This is a genomic window from Paenibacillus catalpae (genome assembly GCF_900112695.1).
Classification (GTDB): Bacteria; Bacillota; Bacilli; order Paenibacillales; family Paenibacillaceae; genus Pristimantibacillus; species Pristimantibacillus catalpae.
On record NZ_FOMT01000003.1, the window covers coordinates 874828 to 901273 of the forward strand.

General features: G+C 49.8%; 21 protein-coding genes. 9 read left to right on the forward strand and 12 right to left on the reverse strand.

The features are described 5' to 3' along the window. Positions 1–66 precede the first annotated feature (66 nt). Both BM200_RS17515 and BM200_RS17520 read left to right on the forward strand, forming a co-directional pair. Positions 67–1899 (forward strand): cache domain-containing sensor histidine kinase, encoded by a 1833-nt coding sequence (locus BM200_RS17515; protein ID WP_091187754.1) that lies wholly within the window; start codon positions 67–69, stop codon positions 1897–1899. Then, entirely contained in the window at positions 1896–3509 is a 1614-nt protein-coding gene (locus BM200_RS17520) for a response regulator (RefSeq protein ID WP_091187756.1), read from the forward strand. Before BM200_RS17515 ends, BM200_RS17520 begins: the two co-directional genes overlap by 4 nt. A gap of 261 nt (positions 3510–3770) precedes the next feature. Here the strand turns inward: BM200_RS17520 and BM200_RS17525 are convergent, their stop codons facing one another. Both BM200_RS17525 and BM200_RS17530 read right to left on the reverse strand, forming a co-directional pair. Then, positions 3771–4532 (reverse strand): SDR family oxidoreductase, encoded by a 762-nt coding sequence (locus tag BM200_RS17525; protein WP_091187758.1) that lies wholly within the window; start codon positions 4530–4532, stop codon positions 3771–3773. Continuing rightward, positions 4529–4903, reverse strand: coding sequence for a MerR family transcriptional regulator (locus BM200_RS17530; RefSeq protein ID WP_091187759.1), 375 nt, complete (start codon positions 4901–4903; stop codon positions 4529–4531). The genes BM200_RS17525 and BM200_RS17530 overlap by 4 nt, the downstream gene beginning before the upstream one ends. Positions 4904–5077: 174 nt before the next feature. On the opposite strand from BM200_RS17530, the gene BM200_RS17535 reads away from it, so the two are divergent. Then, a complete protein-coding gene (locus tag BM200_RS17535) occupies positions 5078–5617 on the forward strand; it encodes a GNAT family N-acetyltransferase (RefSeq protein ID WP_091187761.1) in 540 nt (179 codons plus the stop codon). 45 nt (positions 5618–5662) lie between these two features. Here BM200_RS17535 and trhO (BM200_RS17540) read toward each other — a convergent pair whose 3' ends face one another. The 4 genes from trhO (BM200_RS17540) to BM200_RS17555 all read right to left on the reverse strand — a co-directional run bounded on the left by trhO (BM200_RS17540) (position 5663) and on the right by BM200_RS17555 (position 8744). Then, a complete protein-coding gene (gene trhO, locus BM200_RS17540) occupies positions 5663–6547 on the reverse strand; it encodes an oxygen-dependent tRNA uridine(34) hydroxylase TrhO (RefSeq protein WP_091187763.1) in 885 nt (294 codons plus the stop codon). Positions 6548–6551: 4 nt separating this feature from the next. After that, entirely contained in the window at positions 6552–6806 is a 255-nt protein-coding gene (locus BM200_RS17545; RefSeq protein WP_091187764.1) for a DUF1450 domain-containing protein, read from the reverse strand. A 6-nt stretch (positions 6807–6812) separates the two neighbouring features. Beyond that, on the reverse strand, positions 6813–7736 hold the full coding sequence (trhO, locus tag BM200_RS17550; protein ID WP_091187766.1) for an oxygen-dependent tRNA uridine(34) hydroxylase TrhO: 924 nt from the start codon (positions 7734–7736) through the stop codon (positions 6813–6815). Between the two features lie 114 nt (positions 7737–7850). Further along, positions 7851–8744 (reverse strand): LysR family transcriptional regulator, encoded by an 894-nt coding sequence (locus tag BM200_RS17555; RefSeq protein ID WP_091187768.1) that lies wholly within the window; start codon positions 8742–8744, stop codon positions 7851–7853. Between the two features lie 107 nt (positions 8745–8851). Here BM200_RS17555 and aroC point away from each other — a divergent pair, with 107 nt between their 5' ends. The 3 genes from aroC to BM200_RS30650 all read left to right on the forward strand — a co-directional run bounded on the left by aroC (position 8852) and on the right by BM200_RS30650 (position 14669). Next, positions 8852–9907 carry a chorismate synthase gene (gene aroC, locus BM200_RS17560; RefSeq protein WP_091187770.1) on the forward strand — a complete coding sequence of 352 codons (1056 nt, stop codon included), beginning with the start codon at positions 8852–8854 and terminating at the stop codon, positions 9905–9907. Between the two features lie 90 nt (positions 9908–9997). Further along, positions 9998–10681: a TerC family protein gene (locus tag BM200_RS17565; RefSeq protein WP_091187772.1), complete on the forward strand. Its 684-nt coding sequence runs from the start codon at positions 9998–10000 to the stop codon at positions 10679–10681. A 295-nt stretch (positions 10682–10976) separates the two neighbouring features. Further along, on the forward strand, positions 10977–14669 hold the full coding sequence (locus BM200_RS30650; RefSeq protein ID WP_091187774.1) for a rhamnogalacturonan lyase family protein: 3693 nt from the start codon (positions 10977–10979) through the stop codon (positions 14667–14669). Between the two features lie 50 nt (positions 14670–14719). Here the strand turns inward: BM200_RS30650 and acnA are convergent, their stop codons facing one another. Then, on the reverse strand, positions 14720–17428 hold the full coding sequence (gene acnA / locus BM200_RS17575; RefSeq protein ID WP_091187776.1) for an aconitate hydratase AcnA: 2709 nt from the start codon (positions 17426–17428) through the stop codon (positions 14720–14722). 270 nt (positions 17429–17698) lie between these two features. Between acnA and BM200_RS17580 the strand changes: the two genes are divergently transcribed. Then, positions 17699–18712, forward strand: coding sequence for an LLM class flavin-dependent oxidoreductase (locus tag BM200_RS17580; protein ID WP_091187777.1), 1014 nt, complete (start codon positions 17699–17701; stop codon positions 18710–18712). 217 nt (positions 18713–18929) lie between these two features. On the opposite strand, the gene fabV is transcribed toward BM200_RS17580, so the two are convergent. Together fabV and BM200_RS17590 are read right to left on the reverse strand one after the other, a co-directional pair. Continuing rightward, positions 18930–20120, reverse strand: a complete 1191-nt coding sequence (gene fabV / locus BM200_RS17585; protein ID WP_091187778.1) for an enoyl-ACP reductase FabV — start codon at positions 20118–20120, stop codon at positions 18930–18932. 212 nt (positions 20121–20332) lie between these two features. After that, positions 20333–20539, reverse strand: a complete 207-nt coding sequence (locus BM200_RS17590) for an alpha/beta-type small acid-soluble spore protein (protein ID WP_091187780.1) — start codon at positions 20537–20539, stop codon at positions 20333–20335. 494 nt (positions 20540–21033) lie between these two features. Here BM200_RS17590 and BM200_RS17595 point away from each other — a divergent pair, with 494 nt between their 5' ends. After that, a complete protein-coding gene (locus tag BM200_RS17595; protein WP_091187782.1) occupies positions 21034–21333 on the forward strand; it encodes a phasin family protein in 300 nt (99 codons plus the stop codon). Positions 21334–21347: 14 nt separating this feature from the next. Further along, positions 21348–23015, forward strand: coding sequence for an ABC1 kinase family protein (locus tag BM200_RS17600; protein ID WP_091187784.1), 1668 nt, complete (start codon positions 21348–21350; stop codon positions 23013–23015). A 254-nt stretch (positions 23016–23269) separates the two neighbouring features. Here the strand turns inward: BM200_RS17600 and BM200_RS17605 are convergent, their stop codons facing one another. From BM200_RS17605 to BM200_RS17615, 3 genes are read right to left on the reverse strand one after another with little or no spacing between them, the layout of a single operon-like run. Then, positions 23270–24958, reverse strand: a complete 1689-nt coding sequence (locus BM200_RS17605; RefSeq protein ID WP_091187786.1) for a CotH kinase family protein — start codon at positions 24956–24958, stop codon at positions 23270–23272. A gap of 20 nt (positions 24959–24978) precedes the next feature. Next, positions 24979–25686 carry a DUF4956 domain-containing protein gene (locus tag BM200_RS17610; RefSeq protein WP_091187787.1) on the reverse strand — a complete coding sequence of 236 codons (708 nt, stop codon included), beginning with the start codon at positions 25684–25686 and terminating at the stop codon, positions 24979–24981. A gap of 4 nt (positions 25687–25690) precedes the next feature. Beyond that, entirely contained in the window at positions 25691–26401 is a 711-nt protein-coding gene (locus BM200_RS17615) for a polyphosphate polymerase domain-containing protein (RefSeq protein ID WP_425434576.1), read from the reverse strand. Between the last annotated feature and the right edge of the window lie 45 nt (positions 26402–26446).

The window sequence follows — 26446 nt, forward strand, 5'->3', positions numbered from 1 at the left end:
GAAATTTGAACCACCGATAGATATGATGGGTTTGGTGTAAAATATTGACCTCGGAGGTAGGACGTCATGTTTGCGTTCGCAACAAGCATTAACCGGAAATTGATGGCGCTCTTGCTTGCCGTCACGATTATTCCGATCACCGTATCGATGATTATCTCGAATTATTACATCAAGGATAAGGTCACGCAGCAGTCGATTCATGAGAACCAGAACCTGCTTGCGCTAGGCAAAAATAATATTTTAGGCTATATGGACAAGGTCAATGAGAACTCGCTTGATGTGTATTTGAACATCAATAAGTCCAATTCCCTGTATGCCTTGATCGAGCGCGGCGAGTCGCCCAATGTGAATGTGCCGGTGTTTGATGAGAAGAACAATTTGCAGATTTACTCCCATATGCTCAACATTTATCAGTCCACAAACGGGATTCATCAAATTCAGCTGCAGATCGGGGAAGGCAAGCTGACGTACTTGATGGCAAGGGGATTTTTCCGCAGAGGAATCAATCAGCCGCTGGAATGGCCGGCAGGGCATGGTTCGGACTCCAAGCCATTCGTGGAGGCGACCCATACCAGCGCTCATTATAATTTGGATTGGAGTCATGCCGTTAAAGAGGAAAGCGTTTTCACGCTGCGGCGTCCAATTATTCGTACCCCAAGTGATGAAGTCATCGGCTATTTGTCCATGGATGTCAAATCGGATGAACTGAATCGGATTTGCCGGCAGCTGACGATGTCGAGCGAGGAGCAGCTGTATATTATCGACAGAAGCCGTAATTTTGTGTGCTCGGTGAACGGGAAGAAGGACCAGTCGCAGCTGAAATGGACGGATCAGGTATTGGCATCCAAGCAGGAGAACGGCGTGATCAAATGGAAGGATCAGTCATTTTCCGGCATTGTGATCTATGATACACTGAGTACCAATTATATGGATTGGGTAGTCGTGAAGCAGCTTCCTTACTCGTATTTGTACGAAAGCGCAACGGCAATCCGGACGATCAACACGTCTGTCATTGCAATCTTTATGGTGCTTGCGGTCATCGCCAGCTTCCTGGTCAGCTATCAGTTCACGAAGCCGATCAAGCGGCTTATCGGTCATATTAATCAGGTGCAGTCAGGGAATTTCAATGTCGCGGTGCCCGTCGACCGAAAGGATGAAATCGGGATATTGGCAAGGCGATTCAACACGATGATTCAGACGATCCGGGACTTGATCAATAGTGAATACCGGCTCGAAATCGCCAATAAGACGAATCAGCTGAGGGCCATGCAGGCGCAGATTAATCCGCATTTTCTATACAATGCCCTCCAGTCGATCGGGACGCTTGCTCTTCACGCCGGAGCTCCTAAGGTGTACACCTTGATTACGTCGATTGCGAAAATGATGCGTTACAACATGAACACCAGCGAGTCGATTGTTCCGTTTGCCATGGAGCTGAATCATGCCAAAGCGTATCTGGAGCTTCAGCAGCAGAGGTTTAACGAGCAGCTCACCGTGCATTACGATATTGATCCAGCCTCGCTCTCGGTACAGGTGCCGAAGATGCTGCTGCAGCCGCTAGTCGAGAATTATTTCAAGCACGGCTATGAAACCTCGGGAAGAAACGGTGTTCTAAGGCTCTTCTCGGAAGTGACCGATGGAGGAAGCTGGCTGACCATTCGAATCGAGGATAACGGCAGCGGGATGGATCCGGACAAGCTGCGAGAGCTGAGACAGCTGCTCTTCCGTTCAACGGGAGCGCTGCTGGAGGAGCAGAAGAGTATCGGGATCAGCAACGTGTGGATGCGGCTGAAGCTTTATTATAACGAGGAAGCGGAGATGAGCATCGACTCGGCGCCGTCTGGCGGATTTACCGTGACCCTGCGAATACCCGTGCAAGAGCTGGAGGAACGAGCATGAAAATACTCATAGTAGACGATGAACAGCATGTGCGTGAAGCGATTAAGCTGCTGATCGATTGGGAGCAGCTTGGGATTAAGGAAATCTATGAAGCCGATAACGGCGATACGGCCATTGCGCTGTTGGGGGAAATCCAGCCGGAGATCGTCATAACGGATATGCGGATGCCAAACCGGGATGGCGTGGAGCTGCTGGCCTGGATGAAGGAGCAGGGGCGCAAGAGCAAATCCATCGTCATCAGCGGTTATGATGATTTCCATCTGGTGCGCAGCTCGATGAAATACGGCGGGCAGGATTATCTGCTGAAGCCGATTGATCCGGAGCAGCTGATGGAAGCTCTCCAGAAGGCAAAGCATAGCTGGGAGCAGGAGGATCAGGCGCGCAGGCTTGACCAGCAGCGAAGCATTGAGATGAATCAGATTAAGCCTGTGTACAGGGACAAGCTGTTCTCGACCATGATCAGTGAAGCCGGATCTGGTGCAACCGTGACGGTTCCGGCGGTGCTGAAGGAGGAGTTCGGGCTTGTAGGCGTGGAGTTGTGTCAGGTCATTATTCTTAGCACGGGAATGCTGGAACCGCAGATTTCCCGCAAGTTTAGCGGTAATCGCGATTTGCTTACCTTTTGCCTGATTAATGTGTGCAACGAGATCTTAAAGCAAAAAAATGGCGGTTTCGCGTTTCGGTATTGGAACAGTGATCATGAGATTATTATTTTGCTTTGGCATCGGCTCGCGGAATGGGAATCTCTCTTGGCACTCATAACGGAAGGGATCATGAATTCCATTCATGGACGGTTCCATTATGGAGTTGGGCAGGCGCAGCCTTTTCCAAGCGGATTGTCTTTATCCTATCAGGCGGCACGTACGGCGCTTAAACAGCGTAACTTGCTGGAGGAGAACAGTTATATTCATAAGAGCGAACAAGGCTTTAAGGCAGGTGTTTATTCGTTAAGCATCGCTGCTTATGAAGAGCGGTTCCGGCTAGCGGTATGGAGCGGCAAAGAGAAGGATATCGAAACGGCGGTTGAGAGTTTCCTTGAGGCTGCCCGGTTACTGCCGGCGATTACGCAGGAACAGATCGAGCTATGGCGGTTTGAGTATGAGTCCATGCTGAGCCGCTGGCGGCAGGATCTGGCAGCAAAGCAGGAGGTACGGGCAAGCGCCGAACCTTCTCCGGGTCTGCCGTTATTACTACTGCTGGATGAGCAGGGGAGACTGTCGCTTGAGTTGTGCAGACGCGAGCTTATGAACGGGCTTACTGCGTTTGCGGCAATGGCCGGTGTTGGCGGCAACAAAGAGCACAGCATCATGCGCGATATTGCCAAATATATGGAGCAGCATTATAACCGCGAGGTTACGCTCCAGGATATATCCGAACGGTTCTACTTAAGCAGGGAGTATATTTCCCGCCGCTTCAAGCAGGAAATGGGGGAGAACGTATTCGACTATCTTGGCCGCATCCGGGTCGAGAAAGCGAAGCTGCTGCTGCAAAATCCGAATCTGAAGATCGCTCAGATCGCCGAGATGGTCGGCTATGACGATGATAAATATTTCAGCAAGGTGTTTAAGAAGTTTGAGGGGCAGTCGCCTAACCAGTACAGGAAATTGTGATGCGCACAGGTTAAGTAAGGTTATGCTGCAAACTACGAATTCAAATGTTCTTCCGATCGCTGTTGCTCGGGGATTCCTTGATTGGAATGGTTTAAGTGGGAATCCCCAAGCAAAGGCGAACGCTGCGCTTCTTCAGAATCATTTGAACTTCTCCGTTTTTATTTAACCTTCCTTAAAAAGTGCGATCACAATAAGAAAAAAGAATAAAAGAAAAAGGAGCTTGCTATTAGGCAGCTCCTTTTTTGATGGAGGATTGTTTTGTTAGTCAATCATGTTTTTTGTTGCTTGGTACATATTCTCGGCATATTTGTCGATGTCATCGCGAGACATTCGAAGACGATCTACGGAGGTGCCGTATCCGATTTCAGATTTGCCTTCTGCGAGACCTTGGAAGATACCGTCTGCGAAGGCCTCGAGAGGTTCTCCGTGTACATGAAGGCCCGCTCCGCCCAGATTGGTGTTTACCGCCGGAGGCGCAACTTCAATGACTTCAACCGATGTTTCCGAGAGCTGGAGTCTAAGACTCATCGTAAAGGAGTGGAGCGCCGCTTTTGTAGCCGAATAGATTGGTGCAATCGCGAACGGAGTAAAGGCCAGCCCGGATGAGACGTTAATGATAGCCGCATTTTCTTTTGCCGCGAAAACGGGTGCAAACAGCATCGAGAGGTGGAAAGGTGCTTCAATGTTCGTTGTGATTTCTTTACTGAAGGACTTCCAGTCCGTCTTCGCATCTGCTTGCAACACGCTGAAACGCTGCTGAATGCCTGCGTTGTTAACCAGCACATTTACTTCCGGATAGTTCTCCGTTACCCAATCAAACAAGGCGATTCGCTCGGCTTCATTTTCCAAATCACTGACACGGGTAATAAGGCCGGGAATTTTTTCTTCTGCATCTTGCAGGACATTCTCGCGCCGTCCCGTAATAATAACGGTGTTGCCGGCTTTCATAAAGCGTTCTGCAAAAGCGAGTCCAATTCCGGAGCTTCCGCCCGTAATAAGAATCGTGTTTCCTGAAAGTTTCATCGTAACGCCTCCTGAGTGTGTTTGATATAACGTGTAATTTTTACCTGGATTCCTTCTAGGGACTCTGTCATGAGCGAAATTTCAGCCAATACCGCCTGCTTGTGATGGTTTAGCATTTCGAGCCTCTGCTCAATCGTGCTGTCGCCTTCTATGACCCAATCGATATATTTCTTGATATCACTTATGGACATGTGTGTGTTCTTCAAACAGCCAACCGTTACAAGGAGTGAGATTTGATCCTCCGAGAATAATCGCCTTCCCGCTTCATCACGTTTGATTAACGGAAGTAAGCCTTTTTTTTCGTAAAAACGCAACGTTGATTCCGGAATATTTAATTTAGCCGCAGCTTCACCAATCGAATAATAGGTCATCTGGAGTCCTCCAATATGTTGTCGACGAAATTATCATACGACTTAAACCTTGGTTTAAGTCAAGCGGATTGGACAAATAAATTTTACATAATCATCATGCAGATTTTATAAACCACGCCATGTCCTTTTATATACTTATTTCGTCGGATTAAATGGACTAGGGTGGTAGAGCCAATGTTGAAAAAACGTGATCTGCATGAATGTCATTCCCTGTACAACTTGATGATTGACCCTGCGGTGTATCCTTACGTTCGTTACAAATATCAATCTTATGAGCAATACTTATTTACGACCAAACAGCTAATCGTTGAAGAAGAGCAGAAGACGTGCATCTCCAGAACGATTCTTAATGAAATGGGACATCCTATCGGCACCATTGAGTTATATAACATTGTGAATAGAACAGGCTTCCTGGCCACCTGGATTGGCATTCCTTACTTCGGACAGGGCTATAACCAAAGGGCGAAGGAATCCTTTTTTGCGGAGCTGTTCCTGGAGCATGAGATTGAAACGGTATATCTGAAAATCCGGAAACAAAATATACGATCGAAGAAGGCGGTTGAAAAATTACCGTATGCCCGATTGGCCAATGATCTCAGCCAGGAAGTGTATCAGTTAATCAATCAAACGGAAGAGATTTATGATTTGTATCAGGTGGAGCGGGCATGCTTCCTGGAGAATAGTGCCGGCTTGCAGCAGGATGTTGCCACCTAACAAAAAAACGCCACAGGGAGATGTAAATCCCGTGGCGTTTCCTATTTAGTGCCCTTTGCACTCCTCTGAACAATGGCGCTGGTGCTCCGCTTCGCATTCCTCACAGCAGATGTGGCGCTTGTCGCAGGTCACATTCGCGCAGTTCACGTAACGGTCTTCCGGTTTGCCGCAATGATGGCATTTGCCGATAATAACATCTTCCTCTGTCCGGTTAATCGGAACCGAAATCCGGTCGTCAAATACATAACATTTGCCGTCCCATAAATGGCCCTTCACTTCTTCGTCCTTGCCGTAGGTGACAATACCGCCCTCTAGCTGGGCAACATCCGAAAAGCCTTCCTCGAGGAGCACCGCTGTCAGCGTCTCACAGCGGATACCGCCCGTACAATACGTAAGGATCGGCTTATTCTTCGCATCTTCCGGCAGGTTCTTGCGGATCCATTCCGGGAACTCGCGGAACGACTCGACCGTAGGGCGAATCGCACCGCGGAAATGTCCGATATCGTATTCATAATCGTTACGTCCGTCTACGATAATGACATCATCGCGCTGCAGCTGCTCGTGAAATTCCTTTGGAGACAGCCGTTTGCCGGTCCGTACATTTGGATCCATCTTTTTGTTATAGCGCAGGGTAACAAGCTCGTTCTTATGGCGGACGAACAGCTTCTTGAACACATGCCCGTCAGCGTCATCGATCTTGTAGATGATATCCTTGAAGAGCGGATGCTCATTCATATACGCCCTATAAGCATCGGTCTGTTCCACTGTTCCGGAGCATGTACCGTTAATGCCTTGGTCGGAAATGAGAATGCGGCCCTTAACGCCAAGCTGCTTACAGAATCGAAGATGCTCGGCCGTTACTTGCTCAGGGTTCTCCACATGCACATATTTATAATAGAGCAGAATGCGGTAAGGTTTATTTTCGGTCATTGGCTTACTCTCCAAAAAACTGTTTGATTTCCTCTTGCACAGCTTCTTCTACCTGCTTGAGGCATTCTTCCTTGGTGCTTGCATAGATGCGTGTCTCATTTACCATGGCATATGGTCTTGCCCGGCACAAATTGCACATATTCAAACAATCCGTGCGCATAACGGCCGCTTCAGGGAATTTCTCTTCCAGCTCCTCGAGAGGCAGAAGTGCCATTTCGTTGCGGGTGCACACCTCAACAACAACTAACCCTAGTCCCATCGCTGATCACCGGCCCGACAAAACTTTTAATTGTCGTTTCGGCTCGTCGTTCACCTTGCACTCTGGCGAGCAGTAGCTCTCATGTTCAGCTTCACATTCAGGGCAGCAAATATGCTTGCGGTGGCAAAGATCGTCCGCGCAGTTGATGTAGCGGTCTTCCGCCTTGCCGCAGTGATAACACTTGCCGACGATAATATCTTCATCGGTCCGGTTGATCGGCACGGAAATACGCTCATCAAATACATAACATTTGCCGTCCCATAGATGACCTTTTACTTCTTCGTCTTTGCCGTAAGTGACGATGCCGCCGTCAAGCTGGGCAACATCCGAGAAGCCCTCTTCAAGAAGTACGGCCGTTAATGTCTCACAGCGGATGCCGCCTGTGCAGTAGGTCAGGACAGGCTTGCCCTTCGCATCTTCCGGCAGGTTCTTGCGGATCCATTCCGGAAACTCGCGGAAAGATTCGACCGTTGGGCGGATCGCGCCGCGGAAATGGCCGATATCATATTCATAATCGTTTCGGCCGTCGATAATAATAACGTCATCGCGCTGCAGTTGCTCATGAAATTCCTTCGGTGACAAATGCTTGCCCGTGCGCACATTAGGATCCAGCTTCTTGTCGTAACGAAGAGTAACGAGCTCTTTCTTATGACGGACGAATATTTTCTTGAATACATGGCCTTCGGATTCGTCAATTTTGTAGACCATATCGGCAAACAGCGGATTCTCGCGCATATGCGCCATATAAGCATCGGTCTGTTCAATCGTACCGGAGCAAGTGCCGTTAATGCCCTGCTCGGAGATTATAATGCGGCCTTTTACGCCAAGATCCTTACAGAATTGAAGATGCTCTGCGGTAAGCTCGGCAGGGTTATCGATATGGACATATTTATAGTACAAAAGGATACGATAAGGTTTGTTTTCGCTCATTTCTAACGCTCCATTTTATTAAGATTATCATTATATGTTAAAACTCTTAAATCACTTAGTCAACAGCGATTCGAAGGCATTCTGTTGACAATTCATCCCTATATTCTGGTCTTCTCATTGGTTCGTTACCTCTTTCAGGAAAATAGACGAACTGGCCGGTAAAGTCGCGTCTTTCCGGGTGACTACGCCTATGGCACGAGTAGGAAGGGACTCCGTTAACCGAACCTCGAATAATGTTCCGTCATCGAGCTCCTGCTGGGCAAACCGGCGGGTAATAAAAGCCGTGCCGTAACCGCGCTGCGCGAACTCGATGATCATCTCGGTACTCGTCAGCTCAATGTCCGGTTCTTTATATATGCCATGACCGGCAAGCCACTGCTCGACAAAGAGCCGGGTACTGCTGCCTGACGTGGGCAATAATAAAGGAAGCTCAAGCAGCTGCCGGACGGAGACCGGTTCAGAAGCCAATTCCTTAAAGGCCTGACCAACAAGGAAACAGTCTTGAATCGCCATAAGCGGCTTTATCGCCAGCTCCTGGTCGTCAAACGGCAAATGGACAAAACCTAAATCGATATTTTCTTCCTTCAGCTGTTTCGAGATTTCATTGGTCTTGCTTTGCTGAAGACGGATCCGTACCTGCGGGTGCTCCGCGTGAAAATGCTCGATATGAGGCAGCAGAATATGTTTAATAATCGGTCCGCTGGCTCCTATCCGAAGCTCGCCGCCATGCAGGTTGGCCAGCTCAAGCAGCTTCCGTTCTCCGCGTTCAATAAGCTGGAACGACTGTTCGATATAATCAAACAGCGCTTTGCCTGCAATGGTAAGCTTTACTCCCTTGGAGCCTCGGTCAAACAATTTGGCGCCAAGCGAATCCTCAAGCTGCTTGATGGCATAGCTAACAGACGGCTGGGTGATGTGAAGAATTTGAGCCGCCTTCGTAAAATTACCTGTTCGAGCCGTATATAAGAAGATCCGGTAGCTTTCTAAGTTATTCAGTCCGTTTGGCATAAACCCTCTCTATTGCAAGGCTATTGAATTGTGATTTCATTTATCGCACATTTGAAATTATAATGAATTTATAGAAGATAGTCAAAAGAGAAAGGTTGGTTTTTCATATGTCAGGAAGCAGCTTTGGCACTCATTTCAAAATGACAACGTTTGGCGAATCGCATGGCGAGGCAGTAGGGGTTATTATTGACGGGGTTACACCGGGAGTTGAGCTTACGGAAGCGGATATCCAGGTGCAGATGGACCGCCGCAAGCCGGGTCAATCCTCCGTTACGACGCCGCGTAAGGAATATGACATTATCCGCATTCTGTCTGGTGTATTCGAAGGGAAAACAACAGGCGCGCCGCTTGCCGTAATGCTGAATAATACAGATATGAAATCGAAAGATTATGAGTCGAACCGCCGTTTGTTCCGTCCGGGCCATGCGGATTTCACATACGTGCAAAAATACGGACACCGCGACCACCGCGGCAGCGGACGCGCTTCGGGTCGCGAGACAGCGGGCCGTGTAGCGGCGGGCGCTATCGCGCGCAAGCTGCTGGAACGCCGCGGGGTGTCGATCGTGGCTTACACAAAAGAAGCGGGCGGTGTTAAATGCGAGACGTTTGACGAAACCGTTATTGAGAAAAATCCGATGCGTGCGGCCGATCTGAATGCAGCGGAGAGAATGGTAAACCGCGTAGAAGAGCTGGCTGCAGCGGGCAATAGCTGCGGCGGCGTAGTGGAATGCATTATCCGCGGCGTGAAGCCGGGTATCGGTGAGCCGGCATTCGATAAGTTGGATGCGGAGCTCGCGAAAGCAATGCTGTCGATCGGCGCGGTAAAAGGCATCGAGTTTGGCGCAGGCTTTGCGGCAACAACGATGCTGGGCAGCGAGCATAACGACGGTATGGACGCTAATGGCTTCATGACTAACAATGCCGGCGGTATCGTGGGCGGTATCAGCACGGGGCAAGATATTGTTTTCCGTATCGCGGTGAAGCCAACCTCGTCAATTTCGCTTCCTCAACAAACCGTTGATGAAGACGGCGTTGAGCATACGATTCAAACGATTGGCCGTCATGATCCATGTATCTGCCCTCGAGTAGTACCGGTTGTTGAAGCGATGGCTTGCATGGTACTTGAAGATTTGTACAAACGCCATACCGCTCTTCATGATTAATTTTAACAACAAATACTACATCCCTCGCGAAAAATAAACTATAATGATGGATATTATGGTTTATCATGCAAGAAAGAAGGGGAATTGGACTTGACGCCTTTTGAATTTCTAACAACTTTGTTGTCCATTGTATTTATTGATCTGATTTTGGCTGGCGATAACGCAATTGTGATCGGGATGGCAGCAAAGCGGCTTCCGAAGGATACGCAAAAGAAAGCCATCCTGTACGGAACGGTCGGAGCCGTTGTGCTCCGGATTGTGGCAACTGTGCTTGTTGTCTATCTGCTCGAAATTCCATGGCTGCTTGTGGCAGGAGGGCTTATGCTTCTCTGGATCGCGTACAAGCTCCTTGTGCAGGAAGAGGACCATGGAAATGTCAAAGCGGGTAATACGCTATGGGGTTCCGTATGGACCATTGTTGTTGCGGATGCAGCGATGGGGTTGGATAACGTCATTGCAGTTGCGGGAGCCGCGCATGGTCATACGCTGCTCGTCGTGATTGGTCTGATCATCAGTATCCCAATCGTTGTATGGGGAAGCACCTTGTTTATCAAGCTGTTGACCAAGTTCCCTTGGATCATCTATGCCGGCTCAGCCGTGCTGGCGTATACGGCTGCCAAGATGGTTACTCATGAACCGGTCTGGCAGGAGTGGTTCGAAGCTAATCAGGCTGTCAAATGGCTTGTAATCGCCATTGCAGTCGCAGCCGTGCTTGGCGCAGGCTTGTGGACGAATGAATGGAAGAAGAAGCATCCAACAGCGGCACATGAGTAAGGAATAAAGGGTTGTCCCAGAGAAGATATGGGACAACCCTTTTTTTGTCGTTCCTGAACTATCCGTACAGTCATTATCAAAAAAGCACTGATTTTTAAAGGTTTAGACCGGAAAATTGAGTAGAGATTTCCAAAAGAATCCCATATGATAGGGCTGGTCCAAATATTCGACGAGAAGAAAGCGCAGAGTGAAGTTCATGTAACAGACAGCAGACATCGGATAAGAAAGGAGGAGCTTGACCGGGATCCGTCTTTACCAATGACACTTAAGTTACTATGAATGGAGGCTAATAGGGATGCATCTTCTACGTAATAAACCGGCTTATGTTAAGTTGTTAATCGCTTTAATGGTCTTTACTTTATTACTCCCCTTGAACATCAACACGACTCCAGCATTTGCAGCTGACTCAGCTGTGGTTAATGAGGATTTCTCTACCTATCCTTTAGGTCCGCTCACAATTGGAAGCGGTAACAATTGGACGAAGGAAGGGACTGCTCCGGTAGTCGAGGTCGTTAATGATTCAACTGCTAATCAGAATTATGCCGCGATCAGCCATGATTTGACCGGCTCCTCTTATTTCGGACAACGGTTTGCGCCTCAGACCGGGGGCATGATCCTGCAGTTTGACCTCAATATGCCAACCAGCAAAGGCGGTACCTTCTGGGTGATGGAAGGGAAGGTTAATGCCACAAACGCAGCCGTCACGCGTATGGTGATGGATGGCGGAGCGTTTAAATTGCATAACGGCCCAACCCTCGTCACTTACGACACGACACACTGGTATCGTTTTACGATGATCTATAATATCCCTCAGAAAAAGTATGCTTTAACTATTCTTGATTTGACTACAGGCGATACAGTCACCTCGAATGAAAGCTTCTACAGTGCCAGAGAACGGATCAGCAGCTTCGGCTTCTTCACCAACGCCGGCGGAGGCCGTTACAATCTGGCTAATGTCAAAGTAACGGCGCTTGATCTCGCTCTTCAGAATATCAGGCTTAGCGCTGGAGACTTTATTCCTTCCTTCTCCTTTGATCCAACAATTAACAACTACAATATTGAGCTGCCCTATTCCTCGGATAACCTGACGGTTACGCCAACGGCGAGCAATGCAGATGGCGTCAGTCTGAAGGTCGGCGATTCAACGGTTGAAAGCGGTTCCTCCGTTACGGTCCCGATAAGCGGCTCCTCGTCATCCGTTGCTGTAAAGGTTGCTTCCAACGCCTATCCGGATGTGGCCCGTACGTACGCGATTAACGTTAATAAACTGGACAAGGCTCCGATAGTTACGGATCTGGCCGCGGAAGGGCGTGACGGCAAGGTGCTGATCGGCTGGAAGGCGCCGATTGATCCTGCCTACCAAGGGGTTAATATTTATACCGTAACTGAAGACGGTTCGGAAACGCTTGCCGCGGCAGCGCCAAAAGGAACTTACATGGCTGCTGTGGACGGTCTCAATAATGGCACTGAATATACGTTTTACGTCAAGGGTGTTTATGAGTATGAAGGCGAAGAGCCTTCGGAATCCGCTCCCGTAACCATTGCTGCAAAGCCGCAGCTGCTGCCTGCCCGTCAAATGGAGGATTTAGGGCGTGGTCTCGTTGCGATTGGGCAGGACGGCCATGTTTTCCTCTCTTGGCGCCTGCTTGGAACAGAGCCGGATAATCTCGGCTTTAACGTGTATCGTGACCGGGTGAAAATCAATTCCGCTCCCGTTATGAACAGCACGAACTATATCGATGAAGAAGGAACCGCCGATTCCTCATATTATGTCCGGGCTGTAGTGAACGGTGCGGAGCAGGGGCCATCCGAGACGGCACGGCCTTGGAATACCAATTATTTAAATGTGCCGCTTGATAAGCCTGCCGATGGAGTAACAAGTGCGGGTGAAGCTTATGCGTACCGTGCGAACGACGCATCCGTAGGCGATCTGGATGGAGACGGTGATTACGAGGTTGTCCTGAAATGGGATCCTAGCAATTCGAAGGACAACTCCCAATCCGGTATTACCGGCAATACGTATCTGGATGCTTATCAAATGGACGGAACGCGTTTGTGGAGGATCGACATGGGTCCAAACATCCGTTCCGGAGCGCATTATTTACATCCGATGGTCTATGATCTGGATGGAGACGGCAAAGCGGAGATTGCCGCGCGCACAGCTGACGGAACGATTGACGGGACGGGAGCCGTGATTGGCGACGCGTCAGCGGATTACCGAAATTCGGGCGGTTACGTGCTCGAAGGGCCGGAGTATTTCACGATTTTTGAAGGAACAACAGGTAAAGCGCTGGCTACCGAAGATTATGATCCGCCAAGAGGCAATATCGGAGACTGGGGAGATACGTACGGCAACCGGATTGACCGTTTTGGCGCAGCCATTGCTTATTTAGATGGTCAACGTCCAAGTCTTATTTTGCAGCGGGGCTACTATACCCGAATGGTATTAGTTGCGTACAACTGGAGAGACGGGGAACTAAGCAAGCTGTGGAAATACGATTCCCCGGCTAAGGCGTACGGACAAGGTAATCATCAGTTAAGCGTCGCGGACGTGGATAACGATGGCAAGGATGAAGTGATTACTGGTAATTCGGCAATTAATGAAGACGGGACTTTACTTTGGAGTACGAATTTGGGTCATGGCGATGCGATGCATCTGGGTGATTTGAATCCTTCTCATCTCGGGCTTGAGCTGTGGACGATGCACGAAGAGACCGGCGCCCCATATTCCGCCACCATGATCGATGCGCGGACAGGGAAGCCTTTATACGGACAGCCTCAGGTAGGTGCCGATACCGGCAGGGGCTTGTCGGCTGACGTGGATCCAAGATACGAAGGCGAGGAGTCCTGGGCAATTGACGCGACGAAGTCGGGAGCAACGGAAAGCAACTTGAACGGGTTTATGTTTAATAGCGAAGGGGAGAAAATTTCGACTCTCATACCAACGTCCAACTTTGCGATTTGGTGGGACGGCGATTTGAGCCGCGAGCTGCTGGATCATGATTGGAATGGGGCAACAGGCAACGGCGTTCCGAAAATTGACAAGTGGGATTATGAGAGCAATCAGCTCGTTCGGCTTGAAACGTTTAATGGAACGTCCTCCAATAATGGAACGAAAGGAAATCCGTCTCTGCAAGCCGACCTTATCGGCGATTGGAGAGAAGAAGTAGTTGTACGAACGGAGGACAGCAGCTCGCTTCGCATCTATTCAACGACGGATGTAACCGATCAAAAGCTTCGCACCCTGATGCATGATCCTATATACCGATTGGGCATCGCTTGGCAAAACACGGGCTACAATCAGCCGCCGCATACCGGCTTTTATCTGGGTAACGGAATGGAAACGCCGGAAGCGCCAAATATTTATGTAGTAGATACAACGGCGCCGGCAACAACGGATAATGCTCCTAGTGGATGGATGAACCATGATGTAACGGTTCAATTAACGGCTAACGATGCGGTATCCGGCGTTGCAGCCACTTACTATGCGCTCGATGGAGGCGCGAAACAGAAGGGAACGTCGATTCAGGTTACCGAGGATGGCGTTCATACCCTTGTTTATTGGAGCGAGGATCACGAAGGCAACGTAGAGGCTGCACATACGGTTACCATTCAAATGGATAAGACAGCCCCTGTTTTGAGCGTGACACTTGATAAAACGGAGCTGTGGCCAGCGAATCATAAGCTGGTTAATGTGAATGCAGGAGTAGAGGGTACTGATCATACGTCGGGCATTGCTTCCATTGTATTGACCTCGATTACAAGTAATGAACCACTTGCCGAAGGAGCAAACGCGGATATTCAGGGCGCCGATTTCGGCACCCTTGATCTGTTGTTCAACCTGCGGGCGGAGCATTCGGGGGAAGGAGATGGACGCACTTACACGATCACGTACACAGCAGTCGACAAAGCCGGTAATGTGACGGAAAACTCCGTTATCGTTGCAGTGCCTCATGATCAGTCTGACAAGAAAAAAATAGCAGGATAACAAAAAAGGTGAGCCGCTGAGGGCTCACCTTTTTCTATAGAAGGGATGAATTAGTTCTTAATCATTTGACGCAGAACTGTTTGCAGGATACCGCCGTTACGGTAGTAGTCAACGTCCACAAGGGAGTCGAGACGTACGATAACTTTGAATTCCAGCTGCGAACCGTCTGCGCGAGTTGCGATTACGGATACTTTGTCGCCAGGCTGAACTTCGTTCGACAGACCTACGATATCGAAGGTTTCGAAGCCAGTCAGACCAAGCGCTTGCCAGCCTTCGCCAGCTTGGAATTGAAGCGGAAGAACGCCCATGCCAACCAGGTTGGAACGGTGAATACGTTCGAAGCTCTCTGTAATTACGGCTTTAACGCCCAGGAGGAACGTACCTTTAGCAGCCCAGTCACGGGAGCTGCCTGTACCGTACTCTTTGCCGCCGAGTACAACCAGGTTTGTTTTGTCCGCTTGGTATTTCATCGAAGCTTCGTATACGGAAGTCACTTCGCCGGTAGGCTGGTAAGTCGAGAAGCCGCCTTCTGTGCCTGGAGCCATGTGGTTACGGATACGGATATTCGCGAATGTACCGCGAACCATAACTTCGTGATGACCGCGGCGGGAACCGTAGGAGTTGAAGTCTTTCTTCTCAACGCCGTTAGCGATCAGGTATTTACCGCCTGGAGCATCTGGACGGATGCTGCCTGCAGGGGAGATATGGTCAGTTGTAACCGAGTCGCCGAGAGCAAGCAGAGTTTTCGCTGCTTTAATGTCTTCAACGTCACGGATGCCGTCAGCAAGGCTGTCGAAGAACGGCGGGTTAGCGATGTAAGTGGATTTCGGATCCCACTCGTAAAGCTCGCCTTCCGGTACTGGAATTGCGTTCCAACGTTCGTTTTGCGTATATACGTTTTCGTATTTCGCGCGGAACATTTCCGGAGACAGCGAAGTGCTCATCGCGTCAGCGATTTCTTGGTTTGTTGGCCAGATGTCTTTCAGGAAGACAGGCTCCCCTTGCGGATCGAAGCCGATTGGCTCGCTTGCAAAGTCGATGTTAACTGTACCAGCAAGTGCGTAAGCAACAACCAGTGGCGGCGATGCCAGGTAGTTCGCTTTGATTTGCGCGTGAATACGGCCTTCAAAGTTACGGTTACCGGACAGTACGGCAGCAACAGTCATGTCGTTGTCAGCGATTGCTTGGCTAACGTCTTCTGGCAATGGACCGGAGTTACCGATACATGTAGCACAGCCGTAACCTGCAACGTGGAAGCCCAGAGCTTCAAGCGATTCAAGCAGACCGGCTTTTACGAGGTAATCCGTAACAACCAGGGAACCTGGAGTCAGCGAGCTCTTCACGTATTCCGGTTTCACGAGACCGCGAGCGACAGCTTTCTTCGCTACAAGACCTGCGCCAACCATTACGCTAGGGTTAGAAGTGTTCGTGCAGCTAGTGATAGCGGCGAGAACGACTGCGCCGGCTTTCATTTGGCTCACTTTGCCGTTAGCGTGGTTAATCGTAACGACTTCTTCTGTTTTCTCGTCAGACAGGCCATAGCCGCCTTTGTCGACTGGCTTGCGGACGATTTCGTTCCAAGCTTCTTTCATCGAAGTCAGCTCGATACGGTCTTGCGGACGTTTAGGACCAGCAAGGGATGGAACAACCGTCGACAGGTCGAGTTCAACAACTTCAGTGAAGACAGGGTCCGGCGTAGCGTCCGTACGGAACATGTTTTGAGCTTTGTAGTAAGCTTCAACCAGTTCGATTTGCTCTTCCGTGCGGCCAGTAGCGCGCAGGAAGTCGAGTGTAGTTGCGTCAACCGGGAAGAAACCGATTGTTGCGCCGTACTCAGGAGCCATGTTGGCAACTGTTGCACGGTCAGGAAGGCTGATGTTGGACAAGCCGGATCCGAAGAACTCAACGAATTTGCCGACAACGCCTTTTTTACGAAGCATTTGAGTGATAGTCAGGGCAAGGTCAGTCGCCGTAGCGCCTTCTGCCAGGCTGCCAGTCAATTTGAAGCCGATAACTTCAGGTGTTACGAAGTACAGCGGTTGGCCCAGCATGCCTGCTTCCGCTTCGATACCGCCAACGCCCCAGCCAACGATACCAAGACCGTTGATCATAGTCGTATGGGAGTCCGTACCTACAAGGGAATCAGGGAATACGAAAGTTTCGCCGTCAACCGTTTTTGTAGCAGCAACGGATGCCAGATACTCGAGGTTAACTTGGTGAACGATACCTGTATCCGGCGGTACAGCACGGAAATTATCGAATGCCGTTTGTGCCCAACGGAAGAAGCGGTAGCGCTCTGCGTTCCGTTCGAACTCGATGCGTTGGTTGATTTCAAGCGCGTCCGGGGAACCGAATGCGTCAACCATTACCGAGTGGTCGATTACGAGATCGACGGGTACAAGCGGGTTGATTTTTTTAGGGTCGCCGCCGGCTTTTTTAACCGTTTCGCGCATAGCTGCAAGGTCAACGACTACCGGTACACCGGTCAAGTCCTGCAGAACGATACGGGAAGGGATGAAAGGAATTTCTTTGTCATCGCGGTTAGCCGCCCAGTCAGCGAGTTGTTTTACATGCTCTTTTGTAATAGCACGGCCGTCAAATTGACGAACAGCGCCTTCGAGCAATACTTTGATCGAAAATGGAAGTTTGGAAATGTCGCCTAGTCCTTGGTTTTCAAGTCCTTGCAGGCTGTAGTAAGCATACGACTTGCCGCCGACTTCCAGGCTGGACCGTACGGAATAGTGGTCTTGATTTGCCATGTTCGGGTATTCCTCCTTGAATGGTGTTGACGATTTTGTTGTTTCATTCTGTGAAACTCTATTTCAAAAATCGTTATGACTCTATTATAGCTCGAGTTTTGGGGTTCGTAAAGCGGATTGAGACAGACATTGGCGGAATTTCACGGGTTTTCGTATGGAGTGGAAGGAAGAAGATTAATTGTTTTCCAGTAGTCACTTACTAATGTATAGCAGATGAAATAGAACTTCGTTATAATGGACAAGATGTCATTGTGAAAAGGAGAGTTAAACATGACCACAACGAAAAAGCTTGGCAACGTCAAGCTGTCTATATTAGATCTCGCGCCAATTGTTGAAGGCTCGACTGCTTCGGATGCCCTGCGCAACAGTCTGGATCTTGCCCGGCATGCCGAGAAATGGGGCTATACCCGATATTGGGTAGCCGAGCATCATAGTATGCCGGGTATTGCGAGCTCGGCCACCTCGCTTGTTATCGGACATATCGCCGGAGGCACTTCGACGATTCGGGTAGGCTCAGGCGGAATCATGCTGCCTAACCACGCGCCGCTTGTTATTGCGGAGCAGTTCGGCACTTTGGAGTCACTTTATCCCGGACGGATTGATCTTGGTCTTGGCCGCGCACCGGGCAGCGATCGTCAGACGATGATGGCGCTGCGCCGTGACTTGTATGGCGGGGAAGATTTCCCCGCGATGCTGGAGGAGCTTCGCGGCTATTTCCGCGGACCGGAATCGGAGCAGGCGGTACGAGCGGTGCCGGGTGAGGGCTTGGATGTGCCGATCTGGCTGCTTGGCTCCAGCGATTTCAGTGCACGGCTGGCAGGGCAGCTGGGCTTGCCGTTTGGCTTCGCCAGCCATTTCTCGCCGGACTTTACGCTGCCGGCACTCGATATTTACCGCAGCAGCTTCAAACCTTCGGCTTATCTGGATAAGCCTTATGCGATGGTTGGTGTGAATGCCATCGCTGCCGATACGGATGAGCATGCCGAGTGGCTCGGTACAACGCTGGAACAGCAATTCCTGAATCTGATTCGCGGCGGCGTACCAAGAAAAATTCAGCCCCCGGCTGATCTGGAAGGGTTCGCGAATCCGTATGAGCTGACGGCTGTACGCAATCAGCTGCGTACGGCAATGAAAGGAAGTCCGCAGACGGTAGAAACAAAGCTCAATGCATTCATTGAGCAGACACAAGCAGATGAAGTGATCATTAACTGTGCGATCTATGATCATGAGGAGCGGCTGAAATCCTACGAGCTGATTGCCAAGCTCGGGTTGAGCGGCAATTAGGAGTAAGCGGAGGTCACCGTGTGATTAAAGATGTACGGCATCGTTAAGCAGCATGAAAAGAGCATGTTGATCGGTCTTAACGATGCGCGACCTTCGTTAAGAGGCGGGGAGTCGCGAAGTATTCGCCAAATGGCCGAATTTTTCATCCTCGCTGATGCGGAGAAACACAAGAAAGCCTGAGTAGGCGAGCCTGCTCAGGCTTTTCATTTTATACCGCTTAGCGGAGGTTTGGAATTTCGACTTCCGGGCTTGTGTCTGCTTCATAATCGATACCGTCGGTTTCGAAGCCGAACAGTTGGAAGAATTCGCGGCGGTAGCCTTCGAGATCAGACAGCTCATATACGTTCTCCGTCGTAATCTCGCCCCACAGCTTGTCTACTTCAGCTTGCACGTCCGCGCGCATTTCCCAGTCATCCATGCGGATGAGGCCTTTTTCGTCAACTGGCGTTGGACCGTCGACATACAGGCGGGTTGCGAACATACGGTACATTTGCTCGATACAGCCTTCATGAATGCCTTTTTCCTTCATTACCTTGAAGAGGGCCGAGATGTACAATGGAACAACCGGAATCGCAGAACTCGACTGCGTAACCAAAGCTTTGGCAACCGCTACATAAGCGCGTCCGCCAGTAGGTGACAGCTGCTCGGTCAGGCGGTGAGCCGTAGCTTCCAGGTCGTTTTTCGCGCGGCCAATTGTGCCATCGCGGTAAACAGCATGCGTGATCTCCGGACCAACATACGAGTAAGCAAGGGTTGTTGCGCCCTCAGCCAATACGCCTGCGGCCTGCAACTCGTCGATCCACATTTGCCAGTCTTCGCCGCCCATAACGGTAATCGTCTGGCTGATTTCTTCTTCCGTAGCCGGTTCGATCGTAGCTTCTGTAACAACGCCGTTGTGGAAGTTAACCGTTTTGTTCGTATACGTTTGGCCAATCGGCTTAATAACCGAGTTAAACACTTCGCCAGTCTTCGGATGAACGCGGCGCGGTGCAGCTACGCTGTACACAACCAGATCAACCGAGCCGAGTTCTGTCCGAATCAGATCGATTGTTCTTGCTTTCGTCTCGTCGGAGAAAGCATCGCCGGAGAGGCTGAACGATTTCAAGCCGGCTTCTGCAGCTGCTTTCTCGAAAGCAGCGGAATTGTACCAGCCTGGTTTTGCCGTACGGGAGCCTTCGGCTCCTTTGCTGGTGAATACGCCAACCGTGTTGGCGCCTGCACCAAACGATGCCACGATACGCGATGCCAGTCCATAGCCGGTAGACGCGCCAATAACAAGCACGTTGCGGGGGCCTTCGAGTTTTGGCTGAGATTGTACATATTCCACTTGGCGCGCTACTTGCTCTGCGCATCCCGCCGGATGGGCGGTTGTGCAAATAAAGCCGCGAGATTTCGGTTTAATGATCATATGGTAAAATCCTTTCTTCATTAAAATCATAAGTATCAGGTTCTATCGCAATAAAACAAGCCATTTCTCATTTTACCGATTTTTAGCTCTAAAGGGAAGTTCACGCACAAAGGAATTCACAAAAAATAGGGCCAAGCCCATAGTAGCAGCTTATGCTGCAGGGTCAGCCCTTGTTGTTTAAGTATTTGGTGCAGCTCGAAGCTATGGCTCGGCTAGAAACGGCCGGCCATTTGCTGTTCGGCAATTTGAACAAGCCGTTTTGTAATCGATCCGCCGATAGAGCCTACCTCGCGAGTAGTCATATGACCGTAGTAACCGTCAGCGGGAAGCGTAATGCCAAGCTCCTGCGCGATCTCGTACTTTAATTGTTCGAGCGCGGCGCGAGCTCCAGGGATTAACAATGAGTTGCGGTTCGCCATTGGTTTTTTGCCTCCTTAAAAGAATCGTCACACGAAAGGTTAGGATTAGACTGTTCATGATGATTCTTGCATCGTAAGCATAAGCTTAAAGAATCGTCACACGAATGGTTAGGATTAGACTGTTCATGATGATTCTTGCATCGTAAGCATAAGCTCAAAAGAATCGTCACACGAATGGTTAGGATTAGACTGTTCATGATGATTCTTGCATCGTAAGCATAGGCTTAAAGAATCGTCACACGAAAGGTTAGCATCAGACTGTTCATGATGATTCTTGCATCGTAAGCATAAGCTTAAAGAATCGTCACACGAAAGGTTAGCATCAGACTGTTCATGATGATTCTTGACGTTATTATGCGAAGTGAAATAAAGGATTATTCGTTAATTTCTCCTTATTTTACCGATGATGGATGGTTTAAATGTCCGTGCATGACTGTAATTCGGCCAAGTTGCATAAACTGGATATATTCCATACTGTAGGAGACGTGATGCAGATGAAGGATCTGTTCGGAAGAGCCGTATCGTTTGGACTTGGGTTTGCGGTCACAAGTAAGGAGCAGGTTGAGAAGCTGGCGGAGGAATGGGTGCGAAAAGGGGAGATCACCAAAGCCGAGTCATCCGCTTATGTCGATGAATTGCTTCAAAAGGGCGAGGAAACGCGTAATAAAATAGAAGAGATGATCCGGGAACGCGTACAGTCGATCATCGGTGAAAGATACGTAACAAGGGAGCAGTACGAGCAGCTTGAGCAGCGGGTGGCGGCGCTGGAACATAAAGAAACACCTGCGGATTGAACTGAGGCGGATGTATGAGCGTAAGATCAAAATTCCGGCATTTGCAGCGTTATCGGGAGATTGCGGTCGCTTTTGTCCGTAACGGATTCGGGTTTATCGCCAAGGACTTGGGGCTGCCGGAAACGGGGCTGCTGCTGTATGGCGGTGAAAGACAAGGAATTCGAAGGCGCGGAGTGGGCGAGCGGCTTCGCATGTTTCTGGAGGAGCTTGGTCCGACCTTCGTAAAGCTTGGCCAAATGGCAAGTATCCGGCCCGACCTCATTCCTGCCGGAATTATCGCCGAGCTGGAGCGGTTGCAGGATCATGTTCAGCCTTTCTCGTATGCGGAAGCGGTACATATTATTGAAGATGAGCTTGGTTCGCCGATTGGCCGTTTATTTGCCGAATTTAGTGAAGAACCGCTGGCTTCCGCCTCGATCGGGCAGGTGTACCGGGCAAAGCTGATCGACGGCACTTTAGTGGCGGTTAAAGTGCAGCGTCCCTATATTCAGAAAATTATTGAGACGGATTTGGATATCTTGTCGGAGCTGGCGCGGGTAGCGGAGCATCGTTTGGAATGGGCGCGCAGCTATCGTCTTCGGGATATGATTGATGAGATTGCAAGAGCTCTCCGGTCTGAGCTTGATTATGGGCTTGAAGCCCGCAATGCGGAGCGGTTTGCCGCTCAGAGCGGCAAGCTTGACGGAATAATCATTCCCGCGGTTTATTGGGAGTATTCGAGCAAGCTGGTTCTGACGATGGATTATGTGGAAGGCATTAAGCTGTCTGACCGCGAGCGCCTCGACCAAGATGGCTATGATCACAAGAAACTTGCCGAACGGTATGCCAAGGCGATTTTTCACCAGGTGCTGGTGGACGGCTTCTTCCATGGGGATCCGCATCCGGGCAATGTGCTGGCTCTGCCTGACGGAAACCTGGCCTTTCTTGATTTTGGTATGGTCGGGCGGCTATCCCCGGATATGAAAAAGCATTTTGCTACCTTTGTTATTGGTCTGCGTAACCAAAGCACAAGCACGATTATCCGGGCGATTAACGGAATGGGCTTTATCCCCGATGATACTGACAGGAAGGCACTCCGGGCAGATGTGGATCAGATGAGGGAGAAATATTACAAGGTCCCGCTAAGCCAGGTGAAGATAGGCGAATCCGTGAACGAGCTGTTTGCGCTAGCTTTCCGCCATGGGATACGTATTCCGTCTGAGCTGACGCTGCTCGGGAAAACGTTCCTTACGATGGAAGGCGTGGTGACGGCGCTTGATCCAGCGTTTAGCGTATTTGATGTTGCCGAGCCGTTTGGCCGCAAGCTGGTAATTGAGAAGCTGGATCCGCGAAGGCTCGCACGCAAATGGGTGGATGATATTCCGGACTATCTGGAGCTGTTATCGGATGTTCCCCTCAGTCTGCGGAGTGTACTGAATACGATGCGCAAGGGCAGGCTGGGTCTGGATCTGGCGATCCCCGAGTTAAATGCGGTATTGAAAAAAATGGATCAGATCAGCAACCGGCTAAGCCTCAGCATTGTGCTGCTGTCGTTCAGTATCATTATGGTTGGCCTCATTATTGGCTCGTCGATGGGGCATCAGAGTACGGTGCTGTGGAATATACCGGCGATAGAGATCGGATTTGGGATTGCATCGATTCTGTTTGTATGGCTGATAGTGGCGATCATTCGGAGTCGGTAAATTACTAATTTCATTAGGGAATAACGGAATGTATCTCCTTGCTGTCCAACCGAATGTGAAACAGTTTATTATTCTGTCACACATTCGGTGGGGTTGCCAGTACTTTACATGAACAATTTATAAAAGTAGTAAAGTATATGACAAAGGCAAGCGCTGCGCTCCTCCACGAGATACATTGCCTCCATTCCATATCAATTTTTTGGGGAAGCCGTAAAAGGAGCAGGGGAAATTCCCTGCTCCTTTGCTTTTAAAGATTATAGTCTTCTGCTGTTGTAATACTTGATGAACAGACAGGACAGGAGAAGGATGATGATAGCTATGCCCGCTGTTATGGCTTCCCGGGAGTTATCCTGCTGGTCAGCCTGGGTACCCATTCCCATGCCGCCAAAGCCTCCGCCGCCCGGGAACCCATCCGGTGGCTGAACCATACCGCCAAATCCGCCGTCTTGGAAGTCTCCCGGCGGTTGTCCCATGTCGCCGCCCGGAAAGCCCATGCCGTCGCCACCTAGGAAGTCGTCAGGAGCTGCGCCTTGCTGCTGCGCGCCAGCGCCGTTGCCGCTTTGAGCCGCAACCGACACTGCGCCCTGCTGCTGCGCACCCGCGCCTTGCTGGCGGTTGCCGCCGCGCATGCCGCCACCGAAGCCGCTGCCGGAGCCGTCGCCGGAAGAGGCAATGGTGCCAGCGAGCTGCTTGGAAATATTGCTTACGGTGCTCGCATTGGTCGAGATCAGCGACTTAAGGCCAGCTTCATACTGCTCGTACGTATAAAACGAGGAAGGGTCTGCTTTGACATACGAGGCGATCATCGTGTTAAGCTCATTTACTCTTGCCTGGAATTTGGAATCGGACAAGTAGCCGTCGACCATCGTTTGAAGCATCTCATGGTACTTCTCTTTGTACTCGTCAACGGCGAGCAGCTTCGCGACCAGCGGCCGGTCGGCCACCGCGCTTTGGGTCGGCTCGTCGATCAACAGGCTGCTCGAGTTGGAATTGCCGCCTCCCATCATTTTTCCCATGCCTCCAAAGGCCATATTATAGTCCCAAGGCAGAATCGAGAAGACGCCGTCATCCTCGTACAAATAATAATTTTGCTTGTTGCCGCCAATGTAGCTGTCCATATTGTTCGTTGCAGCGTTTAAGGCAATATACCCTAAGGCATCATCGACATTGATATACTTCTCCAGATCGGTGCCGTTATTTAGCTCATTCAGCATATCGATCAGAATATCGTTATTGGAAGACTTGGACTTTTGCGCAAGACCCGGGTAAGAATCCAGCTTGTCATCAATCCAGAGCAGGTCGCTGCCCGTCCCCATGATCCCTTTGTATAGAGCACCATAGGCATTGCCGAAATTGCGGTTCAGATATTCATCCCCGACTTGTTCAACCGCGAGATAGAAGCCCCATGGCTCATCATTCACATATACATTTACGAACGAAAACTTTGGAGTCGGCAGGCCCATTTGCTCCGCCAGTTCATACGTAAGAAATTCCCGCATATAGGAAGCATCGCTGTAATTGTTGTTCAGGTTGATTTTGCTGATGCCGCCGAGCGTCTGGTTCACATACTCGTCAAAAGATAACTTGAAGCTGTATCGGTCAGAATCATCCATCTGCACAACGCTGAATAGGCTTAGATTGCCTTTGGCGCGAATGCCGACATTGTCGAAATGCTCCCCGTTATAATCCACGGATGCCGCATGGTATTCCTCCGCGCTGGCATTATCAATTATGTTCTGGAATTCATCCTTATCCATCGTAATTTTGACGTCAATAACCTTATCTTTCGGAAATACGTTCTCGTCTAAAAACTGCTCCTTCTTGGAGACAGCTTTGTTCTCGCCATTTTCTCCGTCATTATCAGATGCCGGCTTGGTGCCGCATCCGGTTATGCCAATGATCAGGATGATGGAGAAGAGCGATACTATAAACTTTGCTTTCATCTTAAGCACCATCCCGTCTATTACGATACATAGTCCCCGCTATAGCTGATCAGAACGGCATTGCGCACGCCGTCAATCTGGGACAGCTCATTCACAAAACGTCCCTCTTGATCGTTCAGGCGTACTTCAAGAGTAACTTCAATATTGCCTGCGGTAACGGTTTTTTGCTTCACGTTATAACGTTTGACCAGCTTGCCTACTTGATCATGAACGGCTTTCTCGGTCTGATCATCAGCGCAATGCACCACAAGCAGGAAAGGGGTTTCGACCTTGCCTCCCTTGACGAAGAGGAACAGAACAAGGCCAATAACAACAGAGCCAACGACCGCGAGAGTGAAGAAGCCTGCACCGGTTACGATACCTGCTGCTGCTGCCCAGAACAGGAAGATCAGGTCAGTCGGGTCTTTAATTGGAGTACGGAAACGAACGATCGAAAGCGCACCAACCATACCGAGGGACAGAACCAGGTTCGAGTTGACCGCAAGAATAACGACGGAAGTAATGATCGTCATCCCGATCAAGGACACGTTAAAGCTCTTGGAATACAGGACGCCGCTGAAAATTCTTTTATACAGCGTGTAAATAAAAAGTCCGATCAGAAAAGCGATACCTAGCGTAAGCAGCATTTTCCATATATCGATGCTGGTATTGAAGTTGTCGAGGACCGAGCTTTTGAAAAGGTCGGAAAACGTATTGGTGGTATCATTTGGGTTTGTTGTTGTATCCATTGGTTTAATAATCCTCCCACGAGTTATATTTCAGAAATTTGCGGCAAATGACGTACTTTGACGCCGACTGCCGGTTCAGGCCTTCAAGCTGCAGCACCGTCTGGATGTGGCCCGGAATATACTCATCGTATTTCACTTCCAGAATAATGAGATCTTCGTCAATCGCCTTAACCGGCGCCAGTTCGGGATCAAAAATATCTACCGCATGCAGACCCGTCCGCAGATCCTTATCGAACGTAATCCGGACGTTGCCGTTATGACAGACGTAAGGCTCCCGGACATAATCCACAATGACCTTCGGACGTAGCAGATTGTCATGCATTTCGTTATAAATCTCCATAAACAGCGGCTTGTCCGGTACATTAAGCACTTCATAATCGCCTGCCATGATCCGGTTGTACATCTCTCTGGTGAGAGGCGCCTTCAGCTTGGCAATATAGTCCATACGTTTGAGCTTTTTCTCGAAATGAATCACTTTATCTTTGCCGTTATAAATACGGATCCGGTATTTCTTCCGGTCACGGTAGCCGCCTAATTTGTCATGCAGAGCGGAATTACTGATATCATCAAAATACAAACTCCGGATATGGTATTCACCTGTCGGGCCGGCATGCTCATCAGGCAACATCAAATTTCTTAACCGCTGACGGATCGTGAAGTATTGCAGATGATTAATGAAAAATTTCAGCTCATGCCTGAATTTGATTTTGCTCATTATTACACCTCATTTCTCTCTCGTGTTCGTTTACATTATCTTAAC

What these genes read in the sequence shown, in the direction of transcription:
- BM200_RS17595 (WP_091187782.1), top strand. Translation starts at nt 21,034, where the DNA reads ATGAAGGATCTGTTCGGAAGAGCCGTATCGTTTGGACTTGGGTTTGCG.
- BM200_RS17525 (WP_091187758.1), bottom strand. Translation starts at nt 4,532, where the DNA reads ATGAAACTTTCAGGAAACACGATTCTTATTACGGGCGGAAGCTCCGGA.
- fabV (WP_091187778.1), bottom strand. Translation starts at nt 20,120, where the DNA reads ATGATCATTAAACCGAAATCTCGCGGCTTTATTTGCACAACCGCCCAT.
- BM200_RS17615 (WP_425434576.1), bottom strand. Translation starts at nt 26,401, where the DNA reads ATGAGCAAAATCAAATTCAGGCATGAGCTGAAATTTTTCATTAATCAT.
- BM200_RS17530 (WP_091187759.1), bottom strand. Translation starts at nt 4,903, where the DNA reads ATGACCTATTATTCGATTGGTGAAGCTGCGGCTAAATTAAATATTCCG.
- BM200_RS17590 (WP_091187780.1), bottom strand. Translation starts at nt 20,539, where the DNA reads ATGGCGAACCGCAACTCATTGTTAATCCCTGGAGCTCGCGCCGCGCTC.
- BM200_RS17515 (WP_091187754.1), top strand. Translation starts at nt 67, where the DNA reads ATGTTTGCGTTCGCAACAAGCATTAACCGGAAATTGATGGCGCTCTTG.
- acnA (WP_091187776.1), bottom strand. Translation starts at nt 17,428, where the DNA reads ATGGCAAATCAAGACCACTATTCCGTACGGTCCAGCCTGGAAGTCGGC.
- BM200_RS17545 (WP_091187764.1), bottom strand. Translation starts at nt 6,806, where the DNA reads ATGGGACTAGGGTTAGTTGTTGTTGAGGTGTGCACCCGCAACGAAATG.
- BM200_RS17610 (WP_091187787.1), bottom strand. Translation starts at nt 25,686, where the DNA reads ATGGATACAACAACAAACCCAAATGATACCACCAATACGTTTTCCGAC.
- BM200_RS17520 (WP_091187756.1), top strand. Translation starts at nt 1,896, where the DNA reads ATGAAAATACTCATAGTAGACGATGAACAGCATGTGCGTGAAGCGATT.
- BM200_RS17555 (WP_091187768.1), bottom strand. Translation starts at nt 8,744, where the DNA reads ATGCCAAACGGACTGAATAACTTAGAAAGCTACCGGATCTTCTTATAT.
- BM200_RS30650 (WP_091187774.1), top strand. Translation starts at nt 10,977, where the DNA reads ATGCATCTTCTACGTAATAAACCGGCTTATGTTAAGTTGTTAATCGCT.
- aroC (WP_091187770.1), top strand. Translation starts at nt 8,852, where the DNA reads ATGTCAGGAAGCAGCTTTGGCACTCATTTCAAAATGACAACGTTTGGC.
- BM200_RS17600 (WP_091187784.1), top strand. Translation starts at nt 21,348, where the DNA reads ATGAGCGTAAGATCAAAATTCCGGCATTTGCAGCGTTATCGGGAGATT.
- trhO (WP_091187763.1), bottom strand. Translation starts at nt 6,547, where the DNA reads ATGACCGAAAATAAACCTTACCGCATTCTGCTCTATTATAAATATGTG.
- BM200_RS17580 (WP_091187777.1), top strand. Translation starts at nt 17,699, where the DNA reads ATGACCACAACGAAAAAGCTTGGCAACGTCAAGCTGTCTATATTAGAT.
- BM200_RS17535 (WP_091187761.1), top strand. Translation starts at nt 5,078, where the DNA reads ATGTTGAAAAAACGTGATCTGCATGAATGTCATTCCCTGTACAACTTG.
- trhO (WP_091187766.1), bottom strand. Translation starts at nt 7,736, where the DNA reads ATGAGCGAAAACAAACCTTATCGTATCCTTTTGTACTATAAATATGTC.
- BM200_RS17605 (WP_091187786.1), bottom strand. Translation starts at nt 24,958, where the DNA reads ATGAAAGCAAAGTTTATAGTATCGCTCTTCTCCATCATCCTGATCATT.